This is a genomic window from Nonomuraea sp. NPDC050394 (genome assembly GCF_044459065.1).
Taxonomy (GTDB): domain Bacteria; phylum Actinomycetota; class Actinomycetes; order Streptosporangiales; family Streptosporangiaceae; genus Nonomuraea.
The window spans coordinates 473,483-496,244 of record NZ_JBITIO010000005.1 but is presented as its reverse complement, the minus strand read 5'-3'; the positions used below and the strand labels follow the sequence as shown (position 1 = coordinate 496,244).

The 22,762-nt window shown below is 72.2% G+C and carries 19 protein-coding genes; 10 read left to right on the top strand and 9 right to left on the bottom strand.

Annotation, left to right across the window (positions count from 1 at the left end):
* Window positions 1-30 precede the first annotated feature (30 nt).
* Together ACIBKY_RS23215 and ACIBKY_RS23210 are read left to right on the top strand one after the other, a co-directional pair.
* Window positions 31-3,084, top strand: coding sequence for a BTAD domain-containing putative transcriptional regulator (locus tag ACIBKY_RS23215; protein WP_397099230.1), 3,054 nt, complete (start codon window positions 31-33; stop codon window positions 3,082-3,084).
* Between the two features lie 116 nt (window positions 3,085-3,200).
* A complete protein-coding gene (locus ACIBKY_RS23210; protein ID WP_397099469.1) occupies window positions 3,201-3,611 on the top strand; it encodes a TIGR03668 family PPOX class F420-dependent oxidoreductase in 411 nt (136 codons plus the stop codon).
* Window positions 3,612-3,642: 31 nt separating this feature from the next.
* Here ACIBKY_RS23210 and ACIBKY_RS23205 read toward each other — a convergent pair whose 3' ends face one another.
* On the bottom strand, window positions 3,643-3,981 hold the full coding sequence (locus tag ACIBKY_RS23205) for a hypothetical protein (RefSeq protein WP_397099228.1): 339 nt from the start codon (window positions 3,979-3,981) through the stop codon (window positions 3,643-3,645).
* Window positions 3,982-4,053: 72 nt separating this feature from the next.
* The gene (locus tag ACIBKY_RS23200; protein WP_397099227.1) at window positions 4,054-4,695 is read right to left on the bottom strand and encodes a DsbA family oxidoreductase; all 642 of its coding nucleotides are present in this window, start codon (window positions 4,693-4,695) and stop codon (window positions 4,054-4,056) included.
* A gap of 63 nt (window positions 4,696-4,758) precedes the next feature.
* Between ACIBKY_RS23200 and ACIBKY_RS23195 the strand changes: the two genes are divergently transcribed.
* The 4 genes from ACIBKY_RS23195 to ACIBKY_RS23180 all read left to right on the top strand — a co-directional run bounded on the left by ACIBKY_RS23195 (window position 4,759) and on the right by ACIBKY_RS23180 (window position 8,738).
* Window positions 4,759-5,154 (top strand): winged helix-turn-helix transcriptional regulator, encoded by a 396-nt coding sequence (locus tag ACIBKY_RS23195; RefSeq protein WP_397099225.1) that lies wholly within the window; start codon window positions 4,759-4,761, stop codon window positions 5,152-5,154.
* A gap of 59 nt (window positions 5,155-5,213) precedes the next feature.
* A complete protein-coding gene (locus tag ACIBKY_RS23190) occupies window positions 5,214-5,966 on the top strand; it encodes an SDR family oxidoreductase (RefSeq protein WP_397099223.1) in 753 nt (250 codons plus the stop codon).
* Window positions 5,967-6,036: 70 nt separating this feature from the next.
* The gene (locus tag ACIBKY_RS23185) at window positions 6,037-8,532 is read left to right on the top strand and encodes a penicillin acylase family protein (RefSeq protein ID WP_397099221.1); all 2,496 of its coding nucleotides are present in this window, start codon (window positions 6,037-6,039) and stop codon (window positions 8,530-8,532) included.
* 44 nt (window positions 8,533-8,576) lie between these two features.
* The gene (locus ACIBKY_RS23180; RefSeq protein ID WP_397099219.1) at window positions 8,577-8,738 is read left to right on the top strand and encodes a hypothetical protein; all 162 of its coding nucleotides are present in this window, start codon (window positions 8,577-8,579) and stop codon (window positions 8,736-8,738) included.
* Here ACIBKY_RS23180 and ACIBKY_RS23175 read toward each other — a convergent pair.
* The gene (locus ACIBKY_RS23175; RefSeq protein WP_397099217.1) at window positions 8,728-9,666 is read right to left on the bottom strand and encodes an MBL fold metallo-hydrolase; all 939 of its coding nucleotides are present in this window, start codon (window positions 9,664-9,666) and stop codon (window positions 8,728-8,730) included. The two genes, ACIBKY_RS23180 and ACIBKY_RS23175, sit on opposite strands and share 11 nt — an antisense overlap.
* 31 nt (window positions 9,667-9,697) lie before the next feature.
* Entirely contained in the window at window positions 9,698-10,090 is a 393-nt protein-coding gene (locus ACIBKY_RS23170; protein ID WP_379610623.1) for a hypothetical protein, read from the bottom strand.
* A gap of 114 nt (window positions 10,091-10,204) precedes the next feature.
* Here ACIBKY_RS23170 and ACIBKY_RS23165 point away from each other — a divergent pair, with 114 nt between their 5' ends.
* Window positions 10,205-11,137: a hypothetical protein gene (locus ACIBKY_RS23165; protein WP_397099215.1), complete on the top strand. Its 933-nt coding sequence runs from the start codon at window positions 10,205-10,207 to the stop codon at window positions 11,135-11,137.
* 62 nt (window positions 11,138-11,199) lie between these two features.
* On the opposite strand, the gene ACIBKY_RS23160 is transcribed toward ACIBKY_RS23165, so the two are convergent.
* Together ACIBKY_RS23160 and mshB are read right to left on the bottom strand one after the other, a co-directional pair.
* Entirely contained in the window at window positions 11,200-11,604 is a 405-nt protein-coding gene (locus ACIBKY_RS23160; protein WP_397099213.1) for a DUF6113 family protein, read from the bottom strand.
* 11 nt (window positions 11,605-11,615) lie between these two features.
* Window positions 11,616-12,509, bottom strand: a complete 894-nt coding sequence (mshB, locus tag ACIBKY_RS23155) for an N-acetyl-1-D-myo-inositol-2-amino-2-deoxy-alpha-D-glucopyranoside deacetylase (RefSeq protein ID WP_397099212.1) — start codon at window positions 12,507-12,509, stop codon at window positions 11,616-11,618.
* 45 nt (window positions 12,510-12,554) lie between these two features.
* Between mshB and ACIBKY_RS23150 the strand changes: the two genes are divergently transcribed.
* The 3 genes from ACIBKY_RS23150 to ACIBKY_RS23140 all read left to right on the top strand — a co-directional run bounded on the left by ACIBKY_RS23150 (window position 12,555) and on the right by ACIBKY_RS23140 (window position 18,329).
* On the top strand, window positions 12,555-14,636 hold the full coding sequence (locus ACIBKY_RS23150; RefSeq protein WP_397099210.1) for a prolyl oligopeptidase family serine peptidase: 2,082 nt from the start codon (window positions 12,555-12,557) through the stop codon (window positions 14,634-14,636).
* Window positions 14,637-14,667: 31 nt separating this feature from the next.
* Entirely contained in the window at window positions 14,668-16,881 is a 2,214-nt protein-coding gene (locus tag ACIBKY_RS23145) for an ATP-binding cassette domain-containing protein (protein WP_397099208.1), read from the top strand.
* 83 nt (window positions 16,882-16,964) lie between these two features.
* Entirely contained in the window at window positions 16,965-18,329 is a 1,365-nt protein-coding gene (locus tag ACIBKY_RS23140; protein WP_397099206.1) for an alpha/beta fold hydrolase, read from the top strand.
* Window positions 18,330-19,236: 907 nt separating this feature from the next.
* On the opposite strand, the gene ACIBKY_RS23135 is transcribed toward ACIBKY_RS23140, so the two are convergent.
* Genes ACIBKY_RS23135 through ACIBKY_RS23125 form a run of 3 tightly spaced genes read right to left on the bottom strand, consistent with a single transcriptional unit; the run spans window position 19,237 to window position 22,747 of the window.
* Entirely contained in the window at window positions 19,237-19,824 is a 588-nt protein-coding gene (locus ACIBKY_RS23135; RefSeq protein WP_397099205.1) for a TIGR03086 family metal-binding protein, read from the bottom strand.
* A complete protein-coding gene (locus ACIBKY_RS23130) occupies window positions 19,821-22,433 on the bottom strand; it encodes a DUF6596 domain-containing protein (RefSeq protein ID WP_397099203.1) in 2,613 nt (870 codons plus the stop codon). The genes ACIBKY_RS23135 and ACIBKY_RS23130 overlap by 4 nt, the downstream gene beginning before the upstream one ends.
* Complete coding sequence (locus ACIBKY_RS23125; protein WP_397099201.1) at window positions 22,430-22,747, bottom strand: YciI family protein; 318 nt, start codon at window positions 22,745-22,747, stop codon at window positions 22,430-22,432. Before ACIBKY_RS23125 ends, ACIBKY_RS23130 begins: the two co-directional genes overlap by 4 nt.
* Window positions 22,748-22,762 lie beyond the last annotated feature (15 nt).

The window sequence follows — 22,762 nt, the reverse complement described above, 5'->3', positions numbered from 1 at the left end:
GGCGCTTAGGGTCCGCTTAGGGTGAGTCTCATGCGTTTCGGGGTGCTCGGGGTTCTCTCCGTCTGGACGGACGACGGCCGTCCGGTCCGGGTCCCCGAGCTCAAGGTACGCACGCTGCTGGCCGAACTCCTCATCCACGACGACGGCCCGGTCCCCGCCGGCAAGCTCGCCGACGATCTGTGGCCCGACCGGCTGCCGGCCGACCCCGCCGCCTCCCTCCAGGTCAGGGTCTCCCAGCTCCGCCGCGCCCTGTCGGCGGCCGAGCCCGGCGCCCGCGCGCTCGTCGCCTACCAGCCGCCCGGCTACCTCCTGCGCGCCACGTCCGTGGACTCCCGCCGCTTCCTCGACCTCACCGCCCGCGCCCGCGCCACGTCCGCCCCGCGCACCCGTGCCGATCTGCTCTCTGACGCGCTCGCCCTGTGGCGCGGCCCCGCCCTCGCCGACTTCGCCGACGCGCCCTTCGCCCAGGCCGCGATCGCCCGCCTGGAGTCGGCCCGGCTGGCCGCCCTCGAAGACCAGGCGGAGGTACGGCTGGAGCTGGGCGAGCACGCCGCTCTGGCCACCGAGCTCGCGGCGCTTCTCGACCGCCACCCGCTCAGGGAGCGGCTGTGGGCGGCCTACCTGCTGGCGTTGTACCGGAGCGGACGGCAGGGCGACGCGCTGGACCACTACCGGCGGATGCGCGCCCTGCTCGCGGCCGAACTCGGCGTGGACCCCGGGCCGCCGCTGGTGGAACTGCACGCGGCGATGCTCAGCCAGGACCCGTCGCTGCACGCGGCGGCGGCGCGGACGCGCACCAACCTGCCCGCCCCGGTGGCCGGGCTGGTGGGCCGCGGGCAACTGGTGGCCGGCACCCGGGAACTGCTGGGCCGGTCCCGGCTCGTCACGCTGCACGGGGTGGGCGGAGTCGGCAAGACCCGCCTGGCCCTGGCGGTCTGCGCACCCGCGCCCGTCACAGCCGACGAGGTGTGGATGGTCGAGCTGACCGGGGCCGCGCCCGGCGCGTCGACCGGCGAGGTGGCCGAGCTGGTGGCCGCCACGCTGGGCATCCGCGACGACGCTTCGGCGGGAACCGCCGCCGACCGGGTGGCGGACTCCTTGCGCGGCCGCCGCGCGCTGCTCGTCCTGGACAACTGCGAGCACGTCGTCGAGGCCGCCGCCGAGCTGGCGGAACTGCTGCTGAGCCGCGCGCCCCAGCTCACGATCCTCACCACCACCCGGGAACCGCTCGGCCTGGCGGGCGAGACGGTCGTGACCGTCCCCCCGCTGGACGGGCCCGGCGCGGTGGAGCTGTTCACCACCCGTGCGGGACTGCGCCCGACCCCGGCCGAGACCGAACCCGTCCTGGCCATCTGCGCCCGCCTCGACGGCATTCCCCTCGCCCTCGAACTGGCCGCCACCCGGGCCCGCACCATGCCCGTCGACGAGCTGGCCGCCCGTCTCGACGACCGCTTCCGGCTGCTCGGCGCGGGCCGGCGCGGCGGCCCCGCCAGGCAGCGGACGCTCCGGGCGACGATCGACTGGAGCTGGCACCTGCTGGGACCGGCGGAGCAGGCGGTGCTGCGGCGGCTGGCCGTACACGCTGATGGGTGTGCGCGGGAGACGGCCGAGCAGGTGTGCGCGGGCGGGCGGGTGCGGGCGGAGGACGTCCCCGATCTGCTCGGCCGGCTGGTCGGGCGCTCGCTCGTGGTGCTGTCCGGCGGCCGGTACCGGCTGCTGGAGTCCGTCGCGGCCTACTGCGCCGAGCGGCTGGCCGAGGCGGGTGAGTCCGGCGAGGTACGGCTGCGCCACGCCCGCCGGTTCGTCGACCTGGCAGAACGCGCGGCCCCGCACCTGCGTGGGCACGACCAGCGCGGGTGGCTGACGATCCTGGACGCCGAGTCGGCCGACATCCGTGCCGCCTTGGAGACGTTGACCGGCCTTGGCGAGGCCGATCTGGCTCATCGGCTGGTCGGTGCGGTGGCCTGGTACTGGTACCTGCGCGGACGCCTTGGTGAGGCGCGCCGGGCGGTGTCGGCCGTTCTTTCGCTCGCTCCCTCGCGGGTGGGGATGGTGGCGGTGTGGCGGGCGGCGCTGGAGTTGTTCGCCGGCGCTGCCGTGGAGGAGTGGCCGGAGGCGGCGTCGGCGGACGGCGAGTGGCTGCTGGCGTTCGCGCAGTGGGGGTTCGGCGACCAGGACGTGGTCGAGCGGCGGCTGAACAGGGCGCTGGCGGCCTTCCGCGAGGCGGGCGACGCGTGGGGCGAGGCGGCGGCGCTGATGTGCCTGGCGCGCTCGGGGTTCTCGGGTGACATGAGGGCCCGGCGGCGCGACGCCGAACGCGCGCACGCGCTCTTCCTCGCGGCCGGCGACCGGTGGGGGCAGCTCAAGTCCACCGAGATCCTGGGCACGCTGGCGGAGGTGGTGGGCGACTACGACCTGGCCGCCCGCCTCCACCGCGACGCGCTGGGCGCGGCCGAGGAGCTGGGGCTGTGGACGGAGCTGTCCTTCAGGCTCTCGGCCCTGGGCAGGATCGCCATGCTGAAGGGCGACCTCGCGGAGGCGGGACGCCTGCACGAGCGGGCCGGCCGGCTGGCCGAGGAGCAGGCCAACCTGGCGGCGATGGAGTTCGCCCAGGTGGGGCTGGGCCTGGTGGCACGGCGGCAGGGCCACTACGACCTGGCGGAGGAGCTGCTGCGGCCATGGGCCGGGTGGTGGCGGCGGCTCGGCGGCACCGACGGGCTCGCGTTCGTCCTGGCCGAGCGCGGGTTCGCCGCCGAGCAGCGCGGGAACCTGCCGGCCGCCCGCGACCTGCACCTCGAAGGTCTGGCCGTCGCCGTGGGCACCGGCGAGGCCCGCGCGATCGCCCTGGCCTTCGAGGGCCTGGCGGGCGTTCACGTCCTCGGCGGCGACCTCCGCCGCGCGGCGGAACTGCTCGGCGCCGCTGCCGCCGCGCGTGAGTCCACCGGGGCGCCCCTGCCGGCGGGCGAGCGCGCCGACGTGGACCGGATCTCGGCCGCGGCGGCACGGGACGACGGCTTCGCCGCCTCCTACGCCCGCGGCCACGTCTCACCCCTCGCCGAGGTGGCCGGGCGCGAGCTCGGATGAGGGGGTGGGCGGACGGCATGGCAGGGACCGTCCGCCCGGTGGCGCACCTGTCCGCATGCGGGGGGCGGCGCCTCGGGCAGTGTAGGGATGGCGGGGTTGCACGTACGTTGCCGATACTGGGGAGTATCGACACAGAACGAGCACGGGAGCTGTTCGGCGGGGAGCGGGTGGCGCGCCTCGCCACGACCGGCGCGGACGGGGCGCCGCACCTGGTTCCGGTGACGTTCGCGCTGGACGGCGACCGGGTGGTGATCGCCGTCGACCACAAGCCGAAGCGGACACGCGAGCTGCGCCGCCTGCGCAACGTCAGGGAGAACCCCCGCGTGGCGCTCCTGGCCGACCACTACGACGACGACTGGACCCGGCTGTGGTGGGTGCGGGCCGACGGGCTGGCGCGGGTCGTGCCGGAGTATCCGATCCGGGGGTTGCGGGACAGGTACGAGCAGTATCGGCGGGTGCCGCCGGGCGGGCCGTACCTCGTGGTGGAGGTGGAGCGCTGGACGGGCTGGGCCTACGCGGACGGGTAGCAGGCCGCGGGGCCCGCCACCCGTCACCGCGTCAGCGGCAGGGGAAGCTGGTGCCCTGCTGGATGCGGATCGTGGCTCCGTCGCGGAAGGGGGCGGGGATCGGGCCGCGGCCCACGCACAGGACGTGTGACCGGGCGCCCTTGCGCAAGGAGACGGCGCAGCCGGGCGCGGGGGTGTTCTGGAAGGCGGCCAGGCCGTTCGCGCCCACGGACTGGGACGGCTGCGCGCAACCGGCATAGGTGATCATGTGCGAGACGCCCGTATCCGTGGTGAGCACGAGCCGTCCTTGAGCGGCGGCGGAGGCCGGGGCCGTGCCGAGGGCCACCGCCGCGGCGAACCCGGCCAGCAGCAGCGTGATGGACTTCTTCATGATCGTCCTCTTTCTTCGATGGTAAGGACGGGACACTGCGGCATCACGCTAGGGAGGCGGGCTTTTGTTTGGTTATCGATGCCAGGCGGTGCGGAGCTCCTCGGTGAACACCTCGGAGGGCTGCGCCCCGGAGACCACGCGGCGGCCGTCGAACACGAAGCCGGGCACCCCGCTCACACCGTGGCGCAGGGCTTCGGCCTCGTCCGCCCGTACGGCGTCGCCGTAGTCGTCGCCCTTCAGCACCGCCGCGGCGAACTCCGGATCGAGCCCCGCCTCCTCCGCCAGGCGGACCAGGCTCGCGTGGTCGGCCACGTTGGCCCCTTCGCCGGTGTACGCCCGCATCAGCCGTTCCCGCACCGCGTCCCCGACGCCCCGATCGGCCGCGGCGTGCTGGATCCGGTGCGCGTCGAAGCTGTTGACCGGATGGGCCAGGTCCAGCCGGTACTCCAGGCCCACCTCGGCGGCCAGCGCGGCCACGCGGGCCATGCCCTGCCTGGCCTGCGGCGCGGGCAGGCCGAGGTCACGCCGCATCCGCTCGGGCAGCGTGAGCGTCGGCTCGGTGGAGCCGTGCGGGTCGAGCTCGAAACTGCGATGGCGCACCCGGACGGCGTCGCGGTGTTCGAAGGCGGCCAGCGCGTGCTCGAAGCGCCGGTGGCCGATGTAGCACCAGGGGCAGACCAGGTCGGACCAGATGTCGACGGTGATGTCAGTCATGCGGCCCACGATAGGAACTGGGCTAACTATTCGTAAGGACGTACCTCAAGGTAAGCTCAGGCCGTGGAGGTCGGAAACCTGGAGACGCGCGAGCTGCCCGATCCGCTGAGTGACGCGTTCAACAGCGACTGTCCGGGCCGCGAGGTCTTCACCCATGTCACCAGCCGCTGGGGAATGCTGATCATGGTGGCGCTCCGCGACGGCCCCCTGCGCTTCTACCTGCTGCGCGACCGCATCGGCGGCATCAGCGAGAAGATGCTCTCCCAGAGCCTGCGCGGCCTGGTCCGCGACGGGCTCGTCCATCGCGAGGTCGAGCCGTCCGTGCCGCCCAAGGTCACGTACTCGCTGACGAGCCTCGGCACCGGCCTGACCGGGCCGCTGGGATCGCTGCTCGGCTGGATCGCCGAGCACACGCTCGAGGTGATGGCCGCCCAGGAGCGGCACGACGCGGGTCTCTAGTCACACTTCTCCGCCGCGGTCCGTCAACGAGGCAGAACCGCATGACGGAGGAGAACATCATGACCATTCTGCTGACCGGTGGCACCGGAACCCTCGGGCGCCTCGTCCTGCCGCTGCTGCGCCGTACCGGGGCCGAGGTGAGGGTGCTGACCCGCAACCCGCGCCCGCGGGAGGACGGCGTCACCTACGTCAAGGGCGACCTCCTCACCGGCGAGGGCGTCGCCGCGGCCGTGGCCGGGGCGGACCTCGTCCTGCACCTGGCGGGCGGGGCCAAGGGGGACGACTTGGCCACTCGCAACCTCACCGGGGCCGCGCGCGCCGCCGGTGCCGGCCACATCGTGTTCATCTCGGCCATCGGGGCCGACCGGGTGCCGCTCGGGTGGTTCAGGAACAAGCTCGCGGCCGAGCGGGCGGTGATCGAGTCGGGGATCCCGTGGACCATCCTGCGCGCCGCCCAGTTCCACGACCTCGCGCTCAAGGTGGCCACGGCGATGGCGAAGATGCCGGTCGTGCCGGTCCCCGGCGGGCTGCGGTTCCAGCCCGTGGACGCGCGGGACGTGGCCGAGCGGCTGGTGGAGCTCGTCCGGGCCGAACCCGCCGGGCTGGTCGCCGACCTCGCGGGGCCCGCGGTCTACGGGATGGGCGACCTGGTCCGCGGGTACCTGGCCACGGCAGGGAAGCGGCGGCTCATGCTGCCGGTCCGGATGCCGGGCAAGGCGGGGCGGGCCTACCGGGCCGGGGACAACCTCACGCTTGCCGGGGGCACGACGGGTGGGCGTACGTGGGAGGCGTTTCTGGGAGAGCGGGCATGAGCTGAGCGAGGACCGTCGCACTGGTTCGCTGGTGTCACACTGGGTGCGGGCTGGTGAGATGGAGGTATTCGTGAGGTTTAGGCCCTATGCCGGGCTGCCGTGGCCGTTGCGGTGGCTAGCACGGATCGTGACCGTCCTCCTGGCGCTGGGCCTGGTCCTGGCCGGAGTCGTCACCGTGATCGTGCGGCAGTCCTTTCCCCAGGTCGAAGGGGAGATCAAGGTCGCCGGCCTGGCCGGGAACGTCGAGGTGCGGCGCGACGCCCACGGGATCCCGCAGATCTACGCCGACACGGCCGAGGACCTGTTCATGGCCCAGGGGTTCGTCCACGCCCAGGACCGCTTCTGGGAGATGGACTTCCGCCGGCATCTCACCGCCGGACGCCTGTCGGAGATGTTCGGCGCCGCCACGCTCGACAACGACAAGGCCATCAGGACGATGGGCTGGCGCAGGATCGCCGAGCAAGAGCTGCCGATGCTCAGCGAGCGCACCCGGCGCTACCTCGACTCCTACGCCAAGGGCGTCAACGCCTGGCTGGCCGCCAACCCGGACGCCTCGCGGCGCAGCCTTGAGTACTCGGTACTGAAGCTGCAGAACTCCGGGTACAAGCCCGAGCCCTGGTCGGCACTCGACTCGGTCGCCTGGCTCAAGGCCATGGCCTGGGACCTGCGTTCCAACATGGAGGACGAGATCGACCGGGCGCTGGCCGCCACCAAGCTGCCCCGCGAGCGGGTCGAACAGCTCTACCCCGGCTACCCGTACGGCGAGCACCAGCCGATCGTCACCCAGGGCGCGATCTCCGAGGACCGCTTCGACGAGACCGCGCAGCCGCGCACGGACGGCGCCGACGCGCTGAGCCGGGCCGCCCAGGCCTTCGACGCCGTCCCGAGCTCGATGGGCACGGCCGAGCGCGAGGGCATCGGGTCGAACTCCTGGGTGGTCTCGGGCGAGCACACGAAGTCCGGCAAGCCGCTGCTGGCCAACGACCCGCACCTCTCCCCCGCGATGCCATCCGTCTGGTACCAGGCCGGCCTGCACTGCCGGCAGAAATCCGAACAATGCATGTTCGACGTCACCGGCTTCACCTTCTCCGGCGTGCCCGGCGTCATCATCGGGCAGACGGACAAGATCGCCTGGGGCTTCACCAACCTGGGGCCGGACGTCGCCGACCTCTTCCTGGAACAGGTCAAGGACGACACCTACCTCTACAAGGGCGACTGGGCCAAGCTGGAGACCCGCCAGGAGCAGATCAAGGTGGCCGGGGGCGCCCCGGTGACGATCACGGTCCGATCGACCCTGCACGGGCCGCTGGTCAACGAGGTCATGGGCAGCGTGAAACCCTCCGGCGAGGCCACCGCCGTGGCCCTGCAGTGGACGGCGTTGATGCCGGGCCGTACCGCCGACGCGATCTTCGATCTCAACCAGGCCGCCGACTGGCACGAGTTCCGCGCGGCCGCGGCGCTGTTCGAGGTGCCCGCCCAGAACCTCGTGTACGCCGACACCGACGGCAGGATCGGCTACCAGGCCCCCGGGCGCATCCCGGTCAGGAAGAAGGGCGACGGGACCTGGCCCGTACCCGGCTGGACCGGCGAGTACGACTGGAAGACCGCCCCCATCCCCTACGACCAGCTCCCCAGCGTCGCCGACCCCACCGAGGGCTACATCGTCACGGCCAACAACGCCGTCATCGACCCCGCCCGCTACGAACCGCTCCTCACCAAGGACTGGGCGTACGGCTACCGCTCCCAGCGCATCGTCGACCTGCTGAAGGGCGAGATCGCGAAGGGCAAACTGGACGCCGCGGCCATGTCCAGGATCCAGCAGGACACCCGCAACGGCTTCGCCGCGACGCTGGTCCCCGCGCTCATGCGGGTGAGCCTGGCCGGTCCCGGCACCGAGGCGCGCCAGCTCCTCAAGGACTGGGACGGCTCCCAGACCCTCGACTCGGCCCCGGCCGCCTACTTCAACGCCGTCTGGCGCCACCTGCTGAAGGGCCTGTTCGACGACGACCTCCCCCAGCAGGCCCGCCCGGCGGGCGGCGACCGCTGGTTCGAGGTCGTGGGCGACCTTCTCCAGGCGCCCGAGGACCCGTTCTGGGACGTGACCACCACCAAGGACCGCACCGAGACCCGCGACGACGTGCTGCGCCAGGCGATGGCCGACGCCTACCAGGACCTGTCCGACCGGTTCGGCACCGAGGTGAAGCAGTGGCGCTGGGGCGACATGCACACGCTGCGGCTCACCAACGCCACGTTCGGCACCTCCGGCATCGCCCCGATCGAGATGCTGTTCAACCGCGGCCCGATCAGCGTCGCCGGCAGCAAGGACGCGGTCAACGCCACCGGCTGGAACGCGCAGAGCGGCTACGAGATCAACGCCGTCCCCTCGATGCGTATGATCATCGACCTGAGCGACCTGGCCAAGTCGCAGTGGATCAACCTGACCGGCGCCTCCGGCCACGCCTACCACGCCAACTACTGGGACCAGACGGAGCTGTGGGCCCAGGGCAGGCTGCTGCCGATGTTCGGCGCCCGCGTCCACACCCTGCGCCTACATCCCCAGGAATAGCCGGGAACACGACGCGGCGCCGCGTCCCGCACGACCCTGGAGGCATGAACCGCCTCCGGTACCCGATCGGCTGCCTGCTCATCGTCGCCGGCCTGGCCCTGGCCGGCATCACGGTCGCGGGCCCGTCGACCGCCTCGGTACTGGCGGCCGGGGCGGTCTCCGGCCTCGGCATCGGCGCGCTCGCGCTGGCCAGGATCAGGGCGTGAACGTCCGCGACTCTCCCACGGCCAGGTCCCAGAGGCTCTCGCGCGGCAGCCCCAGCGCGCTCCACGCGGCCCGCGTGCCGACGATCGGGGCCAGCAGTTCCTCCCCCGACAGCAGAAACGTCCCCCAGTGCATGGTGGCCATCCGGCTCGCCCCGACGTCCAGAAACCCCTGGACGGCCTCGGCCGGGTTGACGTGGGAGGTCTTCAAGAACCAGTTGGGCTCGTAGGCGCCGACCGGCATCAGCGCCAGGTCCAGCCCGGGGTAGCGTTCGCCGATCTGCGTCAGCCGTTCCCCATAGGCGGTGTCACCGGCGAAGTACACCGACTCGCCGATCACCCAGCCGCCCCACAGCGTCTTGCAGGTGTCCCAGATGGTCCGGCGACTCCAGTGGTGGGCCGGGACGAAGTCGAAGCGCACGTCGCCGATCTTCGTGGAGTCCCACCAGTCCAGCTCGTGGACCTGCCTGAACCCCCGCCGGGTGAACCACGGACCCAGCCGGGCGGGCACGAGCATGGGCGTGTGGCGGGGAAGCCGGCGGATGGTGGGCGCGTCAAGGTGGTCGTAGTGGTTGTGGCTGATCACCACGGCGTCGATCCTGGGCAGGTCGCTCCAGGCCACGCCGGGGGGCGTGAGCCGCTGCCGGGTTCCCGGGATGCGGCGCGACCACACGGGATCGGTCAGCACCGTGAGGCCGCCGACCTGCACCACGAACGTGGAGTGGCCGACCCACGTCACGGCCGTCTGGCCGGTCTCGGCCCGCGGCAGGCCGCCGCCGCGCAGCACGGGGATCTGGTCGGCGTCCCCGATGTCGGGACGGAAGCCGCCGTGCCAGGCGGCGCTCAGCAACTCGCGGAAATCGGGGAGGGGGGCGGTGAGACGGTCACGGAAGTCCTCCGGCCATTGCGGCGCGTGAACGGTCTGCGTCATGAACGGTCCCCTGCCCTGAGTTACTGAGCGATCACTCTGAATGATCCCCATGTGGGCGTCTTCTCCACCAGGGGGCTTTCCTGGGGTAGCCGCCGTCATCCAGGTTGGCCAGCCGTTCGAACACGTTGTAGGAGGCCTGGTGTCCGCAAATGAGCAGGGAGGTGAACATGGCGAGCAGGTAGAGCGGGAGCATGGGGAGCCCGGCGCAGCAGGCCCACTGGGTCGCGTGGCGGCCCTCGTGCCGGATGAGGCGTTCGTCGAGGCTGTGGTGCCTGGTCAGGACGACGTTTCCCACGGTGAAGGCGCCCGCGACGGGGAAGCGGTAGCGGTAGCCGAAAGCCAGGATCAGCCCGTCGGGCCCGGGTTGCCGCACGGCGCCGCCCACGACGGAGATGAGCAGGCCGAGGGGCGTCGCCAGGTTCACGAGGTTTACCACCCGGCGGATTCGGTAGGGGGTTTTCGGTCGACTCACCCTTGACCAATCTTGACAAGTCGGAATAATGATCCACGTCCTGAAATCTCCCACAAGAGCAGGATCATGCGATTCACCATCTTGACCGCGGTTGTCGGAACGATGGCACTCGCCACGGTAGGCGGCGTCGCGGTCACCCAGACGTCAGCATCGGACCCCCTACGAGACGCGAGCCACCCCGTCGGCGCCCAGGTCGCCTTAGCGACACCGACCACGAGTCCCACTCCCACCTCCACAGCTGGGGAGTACACCGCCAAGACGAAGGTCGTCAAGAAGAAGGGCGTCTCCTATCTGGACGTCGCCGTCCGCTACGACGGAGCCGCCAGGTTCACCGTCAAGCAGCGCGTGTGCAAGGCCAAGAAATGCAGGACGGCGACCGCCCAGCTCCCCGTGACGACCGGGGCGGGCAAGACCACCAAGAAGCTCGGCAAGGGCTCCTTCAAGAAGAAGGGCAAGCCCACGGTCAGCCTGAAGACGCTGCCGTGGCCGACGAAGACCGTCACCGCGACGCCGACCGGCGGCGCCACCACGACGGTCACCGCGACGGCACCCGCCGAAACGGTCACCGTGACCCAGACGGCGACGGAGACCGTGACGGTCACCGAGCAGGCCCCCGCGCCGCCCGCCGAGACGGTGACGGTGACGTTCACCTGTCAGCCCGCGCCGCCCGAGCCCACGGTCACGCCCACGGCGACCGACCCGGGCACCCCGACGCCGACGGGCACGCCCACGGCCACTGACACGCCTTCGCCCCTGGCCGCCGGCACTCCGACCCCGACGCCCACCCCCACCGTGACGCCGACCGTGACCGACCCCGGCACACCCACGCCCACCGGCACGGGCACGCCCACGGCCACCGACCCCGGAACCCCGACACCGACCGACACCGGCGTGCCGACCTGCCCCGCGCCGGCCGAGCCCACCCCGACGGACACCGCTCCTCCCGAGGAGACCGAGCCGCCGGAGGACACCCCCGACCCGACCGCCCCCGCCCAGTAGAAGCAGCGAGGATCTCGAGGGGGCAGCCGCCCGCAGACCGGCTGCCCCCTCGTTTCACGTCCTCAGGTCGTCGGGTCCTTGGGCTGCTGACCGTGGAGGAGCCACGATCCCGAGGCGGGCGAGGAGGGCGCCAGCAGGAAGGCCACGACCACCGCGACGGCTCCGCCGTACAGGTAGAGATAGCCCGCGAGGTCGCCGGCGATCACGAGGTCGCCCGCCGCCCACTTGAGCGAGAACGCCATCGACACCAGCAGCCAGCCGACGGCGACCAGCCCGGCGCCGAGCTTGGAGCGCATCAGACGGCCCGCGCCCCAGCAGGTGCCGAACAACAGCAGCACCCACACGACCGCCGCGATCGGGATCTGCCCGAGATGCCAGGCATGGGTGAACCCGCCGACCAGGCCCATCGCGAGGCCCAGCACCAGCAACATGCCGTAGGCCGCGCCGCCAAGCGCCGACTGCTCCATGGCGAACGAGGTTAGTGGATGCCGGAGAACAGGTCGTTCTCGCGGGTGTGCGGCTCGCCGATCCCGCCCGCCTCGACCGGAGCCCCCGGGATCGCCTTGCCCATGGCGCCGCGGTACAGGATGAAGTGCTCCACCCCGGACGCCCGCTGGCCGATGTTGTTGGACAGCGCGAAGAACGGCGCCTTCACGGTGATCTGGGTGGCGTGGGCGCGCATGGCGTCCAGTTTGCCGACCAGCCAGGGCCGGGCGTCGACCTCGGTCGTGATCTCGTCGTCCGCGCTGCCGAACGGCAGGTCGCCGGGGTCCTCGACGAGGAAGCCGGTGCCGGAGTCCGCCAGCGCCTCGGCGTCCCTGCGCATCACCGACCTGGCGGTGGCGGTGAAGTAGAACTTGGCCACCTGCCACGGCTCGCCGTCCCCGGGGCGGAAGGCGGGGTCGGCGGCCAGGTCGAACGCCCGTGCCGAGACGCGGTGGGCCTGGATGTGGTCGGGGTGGCCGTAGTAGCCGTTGGCGTCGTAGGTGACCAGGACCTGCGGGCGTACCTCGCGGATCACCGTGACCAGCCTGGCCGCGGCCTCGTCCACGTCGGCGCCCCAGAAGGCGGACACGTCGTCGTTGGAGGCGGCGCCCATCATGCCCGAGTCGCGGTAGCCGAGGTAGCGGTGGTCGTCCACGCCCAGCGCCCTGAGCGCCCGGACCAGCTCCTTCGCGCGGTACTCGCCCAGTTCGGGGTCGCCCTCCAGGTGGGCCAGCTCCGGCGGGATCACCTCGCCCTCCTCGCCCAGCGTGCAGGTCACCAGCGTGACGTGCGCGCCCTCCGCCACGTAACGCGCCATCGTGGCCCCGGTGTTGATCGTCTCGTCGTCCGGGTGCGCGTGCACGAGCAGCAGCCGCCGATCAGTCATGTCCCCGAGCCTAACCAAAGGCACCTTGCTGGCAGGATTGAGGCCATGAGTGAGAGTTACCCGCGCATGTCCGCACGGACCCGACGATTCACCCTTGGAGTGCCGAGGGGCTTCACGATCTCTCCCGACGGTGGGCGGGTGCTCTTCCTGCGTACCCAGTCGGGTGTCGACCCGGTCACGTGCCTGTGGGAGCTCGACACCGAGACCCACGTCGAGCGCCTGGTCGTCGACCCGCGCAAGCTCGCCGACGCTCTCCTCGCCGGCGAGGAGAACCTCCCGCCGGAGGAGAAGGCGCGCCGCGAGCGCAGCCGCGAGCAGGCGGGCGGCGTGGTCGCCTACTCCGCCGACGCTGAGGCCGCGCTGGTCGCGTTCGCGCTGTCCGGCGGCCTGTATCTGACCGACGTGGCCACCGGCCGCACCCGCGTGATCGAGACCGCGGGTGGCGTCATCGACCCCCGCCTCGCCCCCGACGGGCGCAGTGTCGCCTACGTCACCGGCGGCGCGCTCCACGTGCACGACCTGGCCTCCGGCCGTGACCGCGTGCTGGCCGCGCCGGAGTCGGAGACCGTTACCTACGGGCTGGCCGAGTTCATCGCCGCCGAGGAGATGGACAGGATGCGCGGCTACTGGTGGGCTCCCACCGGTGTCAAGCTGCTGGTGGAGCGGGCCGACGAGGCGCCGGTGCAGGAGTGGTTCATCGCCGATCCCGCCAATCCCGACCGGCCGGCCGTACCTCAGCGTTATCCCGCGGCCGGCACGCCGAACGCCCGGGTCGAGCTGTTCGTCCTGGGCCTGGACGGCTCGCGCGTGGCGGTGCCGTTCGAGGACGAGTACCTGGCCGCCGCCTCCTGGGACTCCCACGCGCTGTCGATCGTGACCATGCCGCGCGACCAGAAGGCGCTGCGGCTGTTCTCCGTCGACCCGCTGACCGGCGCCTCGGCGCTCGTGCGCGAGGACACCGACCCGGCGTGGGTGGACGTCTTCGGCGGCGTCCCCGCCCACCTCGACGACGGCTCGCTGGTCTGGGTCGCCGCGCGGGACGGCGGCAACCGCCTGTTCGTCGGCGACCGGGCCGTCACCCCGCCCACCCTGCAGGTGCGCGAGGTCCTCGACGTCGACCACGACAGCGTCCTGTTCCGCGCCAGCGGCGGCGACCCCAGCGAGATCCAGCTCTGGACCTGGGACGGCACCTCCCTGCTGCCCGTCTCCACCCGCTCCGGCGTCTTCTCCGGCCGCATGTCCGGCGGCGTGGGCGTGCTGAGCGAGCAGACCCTCGACAGCGAGGGCGTCTCGACCACCGTCGTCAGGCGCGACGGCATGGCGATCCCGATCGCGTCGCTGGCCGAGCGCCCCGGCCTCGACCTGCGCGTCTCACTCGGCCGTTCCGGCCGGCGCGAGCTGTCCACCGCGGTGGTGCTGCCCTCGTGGTACGAGCCGGGTTCCGGCAAGCTGCCCGTCCTCATGGATCCGTACGGCGGGCCGCACGCTCAGCGGGTGCTGTCGAGCCACAACGCCTATCTGGGCAGCCAGTGGTTCGCCGAGCAGGGCTTCGCGGTCGTCGTGGCCGACGGCCGCGGCACTCCCGGCCGCGGCCCCGCCTTCGAGCGGGCCGTGCTCGACGACCTGGCGGGACCGGTGCTTGAGGACCAGATCGACGCCCTGCAAGGCGTGGCCGAGCAGTACTCGGGCGACCTCGACCTGACCAAGGTGGCGATCAGGGGCTGGTCGTTCGGCGGCTACCTGGCGGCGCTGGCCGTCCTGCGCCGTCCCGACGTCTTCCACGCGGCGATCGCCGGGGCACCGGTGACCGACTGGCGGCTCTACGACACTTGCTACACCGAGCGCTACCTCGGCCACCCGGACGAGCGGCCGCAGGTCTACGACCAGTCCTCGCTGTTCGGCGACGCCGCCAAGCTGGAGCGCCCGCTGCTGCTGATCCACGGCCTGGCCGACGACAACGTGGTGGCGGCGCACACGCTCCGGCTGTCGTCCGCCCTGCTCGCCGCGGGCCGCCAGCACAGCGTGCTGCCGCTGTCGGGCGTCACGCACATGACCCCGCAGGAGGTCGTGGCCGAGAACCTCCTGCTGCTCCAGGTGGACTTCCTGAAGCGGGCGCTGGAGGTCTGAACCTGTCGGTGCCGGTGGCTAAGCTGCGCCGGTGCGCGAAAACATCACGATTGTCGGGGCCAGGGAGCACAACCTCAAGGATGTCTCCCTGGAGATCCCCAAGAACAAAATCACCGTGTTCACCGGTGTCTCAGGCTCCGGAAAGTCGTCGATCGTCTTCGACACCGTCGCGGTCGAGGCGCAGCGCCAGCTCTACGGGACCTTCAGCTGGTTCATCCGCAACCAGCTGCCCAAGTACGAGCGGCCGCACGCCGACGCCATCAGCGGGCTGACCACGCCCGTCATCGTCGACCAGAAGCCGGTCAGCGGCAACGCCCGCTCCACCGTCGGCACCATGACCGACATCATGCCGATGATCCGCGGCCTGTTCTCACGCGAGAGCGGGCTGCCGGTCAACCTCTTCTCCTTCAACGACCCCAAGGGCATGTGCCCGGAATGCGATGGCATCGGCCGGTCGGTGCAGCCGATCCTGGAGATGATGGTCGACCGCGAGAAGTCACTCAACGAGGGCGCGATCCTGCTGCCGGGTTACAAGGTCGGCAGCGCCGCCTGGCAGGTGTACGCCAAGCATGAGCCGCTCGACCCGGACAAACCGGTCAAGGACTACTCGCCGGAGGAGGAGCACGCGTTCCTGCACGGCTCGGGCAAGGTCTCGGTCGGGGGCATGTTCAACATGACCTACGAGGGGCTGCTCGACAACTTCGTGCGTACGAAGCTCAAGCGTGAGACCAGCGAGAAGACGCGCGAGCAGATCAAGCCGTTCATCACCGAGGGCGTCTGCACGCTCTGCCACGGCGCCAGGCTCAGCCCCGAGGCGCTCGCCCCGCGCGTCAACGGCAGAAACATCGCCGACTACGCGGCCATGCAGATCACCGACCTCATCGAGGAGCTGGCCGGGCTGGGCACCCCGCTGGCCGACGGGGCGCGGGTCGCGCTGGAGCGGGTGGCCGGCATCGGACTCGGCTACCTCAGCCTCGACCGGGCCACGGCCACGCTGTCGGGCGGCGAGGGCCAGCGGCTCAAGCTGGTCAAGCACCTCGGCAGCACGCTGATCGGCGTCACCTACATCTTCGACGAGCCGAGCACCGGACTGCACCCGCGCGACGTGGGCCGGCTTAACACGCTGCTGGCCGCGCTGCGCGACCAGGGCAACACCGTGCTGGTGGTCGAGCACGACCCCGACGTGATCGCGGTGGCCGACCACGTGGTCGACGTCGGTCCCGGCGCCGGCGCCCACGGCGGCACGATCGTCTTCGAGGGCACCGTCGAGGAGCTGCGCCGAGCCGACACCCGCACCGGCGCGGGGCTGCGCGCCACGGGCACGCTCAAGACGGAGGTCAGGACGCCCGACGGCAAGCTGCCGATCGAGGGCGCCGACCTGCACAACCTCAAGAACGTCTCGGTCAGCGTGCCGACCGGGGTGCTCACCGCGGTCACCGGCGTGGCGGGCTCGGGCAAGTCCAGCCTGATCGCCGACGTGTTCATGACCACCTATCCCGAGTCGGTCTTCGTCGACCAGTCGGCGATCGGCGCCTCCACCCGCTCCACCCCGTCCACCTACATCGGCGTCATGGACACGATCCGCTCGCTGTTCGCCAAGGCCAACGGCGTGGCGCCGGGCCTGTTCAGCTTCAACTCCGACGGCGCCTGCGAGGGCTGCCAGGGCAAGGGCGTCATCATCACCGAGGTCGCCTACATGGACCCGGTCACCACCCACTGCGACACGTGCGACGGCCGCCGGTTCAAGGAGTCGGTGCTGGCGCACGAGCTGCGGGGCAGGTCCATCGCGGACGTGCTGGAGATGGCGGCGGAGGAGGCGGTGGAGTTCTTCACCGAGAAGGCGGTGCGGCCCAAGCTGCAGGGGCTGATCGACGTCGGCCTGGAGTACCTGTCGCTCGGCCAGTCGCTGAGCAGCCTGTCCGGCGGCGAACGGCAGCGCATCAAGCTGGCGACGCAGCTTCAGCGCACCGGCGGCGTGTACGTGCTCGACGAGCCGACCACCGGCCTGCACATGTCCGACGTCGGCACGCTGCTGGCGCTGATGAACCGGCTGGTCGACCAGGGCAACACGGTCGTGGTCATCGAGCACAACCTCGACGTGATCATGCACGCCGACTGGATCATCGATCTGGGGCCCGACGGAGGCAAGGACGGCGGCGAGATCGTCTTCGAGGGCACCCCCGCCGAGCTGCTCGGATTCGCCGGTTCGCTGACCGGAGAGGCGCTGCGCCGTACCGTGGGCTGACATACCTGGGTCGGACCACGGCCTGCCAACACCAGACCGTGGTCCGACGCGCCCTCCGCCCCTCCCCCACGATCCTTGACGCCATGTGGACATCCCTCGCCCTGACACTGGCGCTGACGGTCACCCCCACGCCCGCCGACGACCTCACCTGGAGCCCCTGCCCCGGCGACAAGGTCGGCATGGAGTGCGCCGACCTCAAGGTGCCCGTCGACTGGAGCAAACCCGCCGGGCGCACCATCACCCTGAAGCTGGGCCGCCTCAAGTCGACGGGGCGGGCCGAGGGCTCCGCCCTGATCGCGTACGGCGGGCCGGGCGGGCCCGGCATCGCCCTGACCCAGCAGACCGCCGCCACCTGGGCGAACCTGCGCAAGCGCATGCACCTCGTCACCTGGGACACCCGCGGCTACGGCGAGCAGTTCAGGGGCCTCAGCACCGGCCTGCCCTGCACGTGGACCAGGATCCCGATCGCCGCCTTCCCCGGGGACGACGCGGAGTTCGGCCGCCTGCACGACACCAACAGGGGCTACGCCGAGCCGTGCCGCGGCAAGGACCCCGAGTTGTTCGCCAACATGAGCTCCGCCGACCAGGCCCGCGACATGGAGGCCATCAGAAAGGCCCTGGGCGAGAGCCGCCTCAACTACTACGGCGCCTCATACGCGGGCTTCTACGGCCAGGACTACGCCAGGCTGTTCCCCGACAAGGTCAGGACCATCGCCCTGGACGGCACCTGGAACCACAGCGCCGCCGACTGGCCCGCCGAGATGGACGCGATGGCCAGAACCAACGAGACCTTCGCGGGCCGCTACTTCACCTGGAAAGGCGCGGGCTCCGCCCGCGAATGGCGCGCTCTGGTCGCGGCGGCCAACCGCAGGCCGATCCCGGCCAGGAAGGCGCCCGGAGTCGCCTACAACGGCACCGACCTTCAGGACCTGATGCTGGGCATGGTCCGTGCGGGCGGCCCCAGCACCTTCCCCGCCGTGTCGGCCGCCATCAGGTCCGCGGTGGCAGGCGACGCTTCCGGCTTCGTCCCCGGGCGCGGCCTGCGCTACCCGGACCAATCCACCGGCGTCACCGAGTGCACGGACTGGCCCCGCTTCGCCGACCGGGCCGAGATGGAGGCGAGCCTGCGCCGGCTGCGCAAGGTGGCACCCAACACGGGCACCGCGGGCACCCTGGCCAGCGGCACACTGGGCTGCGTGGGCTGGCCGGCCGGCGTGACCAATCCCCCCAAGCCGCTGCCCAAGGGCCTGCCTCCGCTGCTGGGGAGCGGGGCTTGGGGCGAGTCGGACGCGGTGAAGCGAGTGGTGGACCAGGTGCCGGGGAGCGCGGTGGTCCGGCACGAGGGGCCTGGGCACACGCTGTACCTGTCCAGCGCCTGCGCCCGAGACCACATCGACCGCTACCTCACCGAAGCCAAACTCCCCACCCAGCCGGACACCAAGTGCTGAGCCCCTGACCACGCGACGCCGGCCCGCCGGGGCTTCACCCACCGAAACCCAGACCCACCAGAGCCTGACCCGAGGCAGGCCAGCCCAAAGGAAGCGGCGCGAGGGGTACCAGCCCGAGGGTGCCAGCCCGAGGGGTGGCCCGAAGGGAGCCCAGCCCGAGGTGAGCCCAGCCCGAGGGGGCGGCCCGAAGGGAACCCAGCCCGAGGGGAGCCCAGCCCGAGGGGGCGGCCCGAAGGGAACCCAGCCCGAGGGGGCGGCCCCGTGGGGTGCCAGCCCGAAGGATGGCGGCCCCGCAAGGGCCTTCCCCGCAGGGGGCCGACGCGCAGAGGGTTGACCCGCAGAGGGCCGACGCTCTGAAGCCCTGGCCGGGGCGCCGCCCCGCGGGATGGCCGACCCGAAGAGGGCTGGCGCACTAGTGCCCCGGCCTCGGCTCTCCCCGCTGGATGGCCGGTCCGCGGAGGGCTGGAGTGCTGGCCCGCGAGACACTCACGCGCAGGAGGCCGACCCGCTGGGCGCTGACCCCGCGAGGTTCCGACGATGGCCGACGGCGGACGCAGGGCTCTGACCCGTCTCGGCAGTTCCTCGGCCCCCGCAGATCTATCCTCCCCCCCGGTTCACCGTCCCCGCTGGCCTCCCGGCCCGCGGTTGCCCCTCCCGGCCCGCGGTTGCCCCTCCCGGCCCGCGGTTCCCTCTCCCGGCCCGGGTTCCCCCTCCCGCCGCCTGCGGTCCCGCCGCCTGCGGTCCCGGGCCCCGCGGGCTCCCGCCCCCGCCGTTCCTCGCCGCGCGGCTGCTCGGGCGTTGGCTTCGGGGCGGCCTCGGTTCCCCGGACCTAGGGTTCCCCGGACCTAGGGTTCCCCGGACTTAGGGTTCCCCGGACTTGGGGTTCTCCGGCCTTGGGGGTGGGGGGTCAGGGGGTGGGGGTCCAGGCGGGGTTGCGGCCGAGGTAGCGGAGGAGGGTGGCCACGGCGTCGTCGTTGGCCTCGGCGTCCAGGGCGGCGGCGTACATGCCGTACGCGCGGGGGCCTTCGACGATCTGGTGGGCTACGGGGAGGAGGTCGCGGGCCAGGTCGGCGGTCAGCGGGGAGGGGCGGCCGGTGGCCATGGCGATGTCCCAGGCGTGTACTGCGGCGTCCAGCGCGCAGGCGCCCACGGCCACCGGGGCGGGGAGTTTGAAGGGCGGGAGCGGGACGGGGACGTCCACCGCGTTCTCGGCCACTTCGGACCAGGCCTGCTCGGCGGCTTCCAGGGCGGGCTCCAGGGTGTCCGCCACCGAGGCCGACAGCCTGCCGGAGGGGGCGAACGGGTCATCCTCGGGGTGGGGGCCGCCGGTGAGGGAGCTGGCGTAACCCAGCTGGTCGCCGGAGGCGTGCTGGAGGACCTGGGTGACGTTCCAGTCCGCGCAGGGGGTGGGGAGCTGCCAGCCGTTGTCGGGGACGCCGGCGACTGCCTGGCGGAGGGCGGCGTGGGCCTGGGTGAGGATGTTCCACTCGGTCATGGGGGGTTCCTTTCGCTTTCGTTCGATGACTCTACTCTATCAGAACGGAACGCTCTATTCCATACTTTCAGTTGATGAAGTGTGAAGCCGCCGGAGGCCTGCTTGAACAGATACTCCGAACGCTCGTACGACAGGCGGCCCCGGCCCGTCTCCGGGCACAGGTCGGCGGGCTTCGGCCTGCGGGCCGGCGCGGGTCTGCGGTCGGCCAGGAAGACCGGGCCCCTCGAACGGCCTGCCAGCAGGACGGGCAGGAGTTCGGCGGTGCCGTACCCCCAGGTGATCCACGTCGGACCCACGCGAGCGCGGCGCGCTTCCAGGTCCAGGTCCTCGACGTTGAGTGACAGCACGGTCTTCGCGCCGGCGCCGGACTCGTGGATGAGGCGCCACAGGGTCCGCTCGCGCAGGGACGGGTGGCGCCAGAGGGCCTCCAGGCCGGGGCCGTCCAGGGCTGGGCGCCGTTCGCGGCTCTCCGTCCTGCGTTCCAGGTCGGTGGAGAGGTCGTGGATGGCGGCCCATGCCGAGAATGAGCGTACGGCGGCGCGGTGCCGGTTCCAGGTTTTGGGCGCGGCCGTACCCCAGGCGAGCGCGAACACCCTGGCCACCTTCGCGGCGTCCACCGCACCCAGCGGCGTGCGAGGCCCCAGGTCCAGCCGGAGCCTGCGTAACGTCTGCCCATAGGACCGCAACGTCTCGGCCCCCAGATCCCCCCGCGCCAGAAACCCCTCCACCGACTCCCCCAACGTCCTGGCCACACCTCCAACCGGGTCCGAGCCAACCCCGGACGGGACGTGGGGGGTGGCAGGGCTGCCAGGTCGCGGCAGGGCGACGGGCGCGCTGGTGCTGTCCGGTCGGGGTGGGGTGGTGCGGTCCCGTTGGGGTGGGGTGGTGCTGTCCGGTCGGGGCAGAGCTTGGGGGGCGGCGGCGGTGTCGGGCGCAGTGACACCGTGCGGCCTAGTCGTGTCGCCAGGCACTGCCTCGGTCTCGGTCGCGGGGGCGGAGGCGGGGGCGGTCTCGGTCGCGGGGGCGGTGACGGTCTCGGTCGCGGGGGCGGGGGCGGGGGCGGGGGCGGTGACGGTCTCGGTCGCGGGGGCGGGGGCGGGGGCGGTCTCGGTCGCGGTCGCAGGGGAAGGGTGTGGCGCAGGAGCGTCGGGCGCTGTGGCACCGTGCGGCGCGGGCGCGGGGTGTGGCCCGAGGGTCTCGGGGTGGCGGGCGGTGGGCTGGCTGGTGGTGGGCGGGTGTTCGGTGGTGGCGCGGTTGAGGAGGAAGGTGCGTTCGGCGGCGTTGCGGGTCAGGGCGGCGGCGCGTTCGAACTGGGTGCCGGCCTCCTCGTGCCGCCCCAACCGGGCCAGCAGATCGCCATGCACCACCGACAGCGGGTGGTAGTCCTTCAGGGCCGGGTCCCTGGTCAACTCGTCGATCAGGGCCAGCCCCGCCTCCGGCCCCTCGGCCATGCCCACCGCCACGGCGCGGTTGAGCTGGACGACCGGAGACGGCATCAAGCGGACCAATGCCCCGTACAGCGCGGCGATCTGGGGCCAGTTGGTCTCGGCGGCGCTCTCGGCCTGGGCGTGGGAGACGGCGATGGCGGCCTGGAGGACGTAGGGACCCAGGGGGCCGCCGGACTGGCGGGCGCGCAGCATCGAGGCGAAGCCGCGATTGATCAGGTCCCGGTCCCAGAGGCCGCGGTCCTGCTCGTGGAGCTGGACGGGTTCGCCGGACGGGCCGGTGCGGGCGGCGGAGCGCGACTGCTGGATCTCCATCAGCGCGACGAGACCGTGCACCTCGGCCTCGCCGGGGGCCAGACCGGCCAGCAGGCGTCCCAGGCGGAGGGCTTCCAGGGCGAGGGCGGGGCGGGTCAGGTCGTCGCCGGCCGTGGCGGAGTAGCCCTCGTTGAAGATCAGGTAGAGGACCTCCAGGACGGAGGCCAGGCGGGTGGCGAGTTCGGGGCCGGGCGGGAGTTCGAAGGGGATCTGCTCGTCGGCCAGCGTGCGCTTGGCCTTGGCGATGCGCTGGGCGACGGTCTGCTCGGGGACGAGGAAGGCGCGCGCGATCTCCTGGGAGGTCAGGCCGCCGAGCAGGCGCAGGGTCAGCGCGGCCCGTTCCTCGGTGGGCAGGACCGGATGGCTCGAAATGAACATCAGGCGCAGAACATCATCGTCCAGCCCCAACGCCCCGGACAGCCCCGCGCCGCGACCGGCCCCGACGGGCTCAGCGTCGCGACCGGCCCCGGCGTTCCCGTCGAGCTCGGCGTCCCAACCAGCTCTGGCTCCCTCGCCGCGCTCGGCGTCCCAACCGGCCCCGGCTTCCCCGCCGGGTTCGGCGTCCCGGCCGGCCTCCTGCTCCAGTGTGCGGGCGATCTCGGCGTGTTTGCGCTCCTGCCGTTCGACGCGCCGCAGGTGGTCGACGGCGCGCCGCTTGGCGGCCGTCATGAGCCAAGCCCCGGGATTGTCGGGTACGCCCTGGTCCGGCCACTGCTCCAAGGCGGCGACCAGTGCGTCTTGGGCGAGTTCCTCGGCCAGGCCGACGTCCCGGACCATCCGCGTCAGGCCGGCGATGATCCGCGCGGACTCGGCCTTCCAGACGTCGCTGACCGCGGCTGCGGCCGTCACCCGTAGATCAGCTGCATCCTGCCCTCACCATCCCCGATGATCGCGAAGAAGCGCCGGGAGAGCTCCAGCGCCTCCTCCCGGGAGCCGACCTCGATCAGCGCGAATCCGCCCGCCATCTCCTTGGCCTCGGTGAACGGACCGTCCATGACGGTGATCTCGCCGCCGATCGACTTGATCAGGGTGCCGCCCAGCTCCATGCCGCCGGTGGCGATCAGAGCGCCCGCCTCCGTCAGCTCCTGGATGAACTTGCCCATCTCCATCTGAAGCGTCTCATCAGCCCTCGGCTGGCCCACGGTCGTCAGCAAAAACCTCATGCCGCACACCTTAGC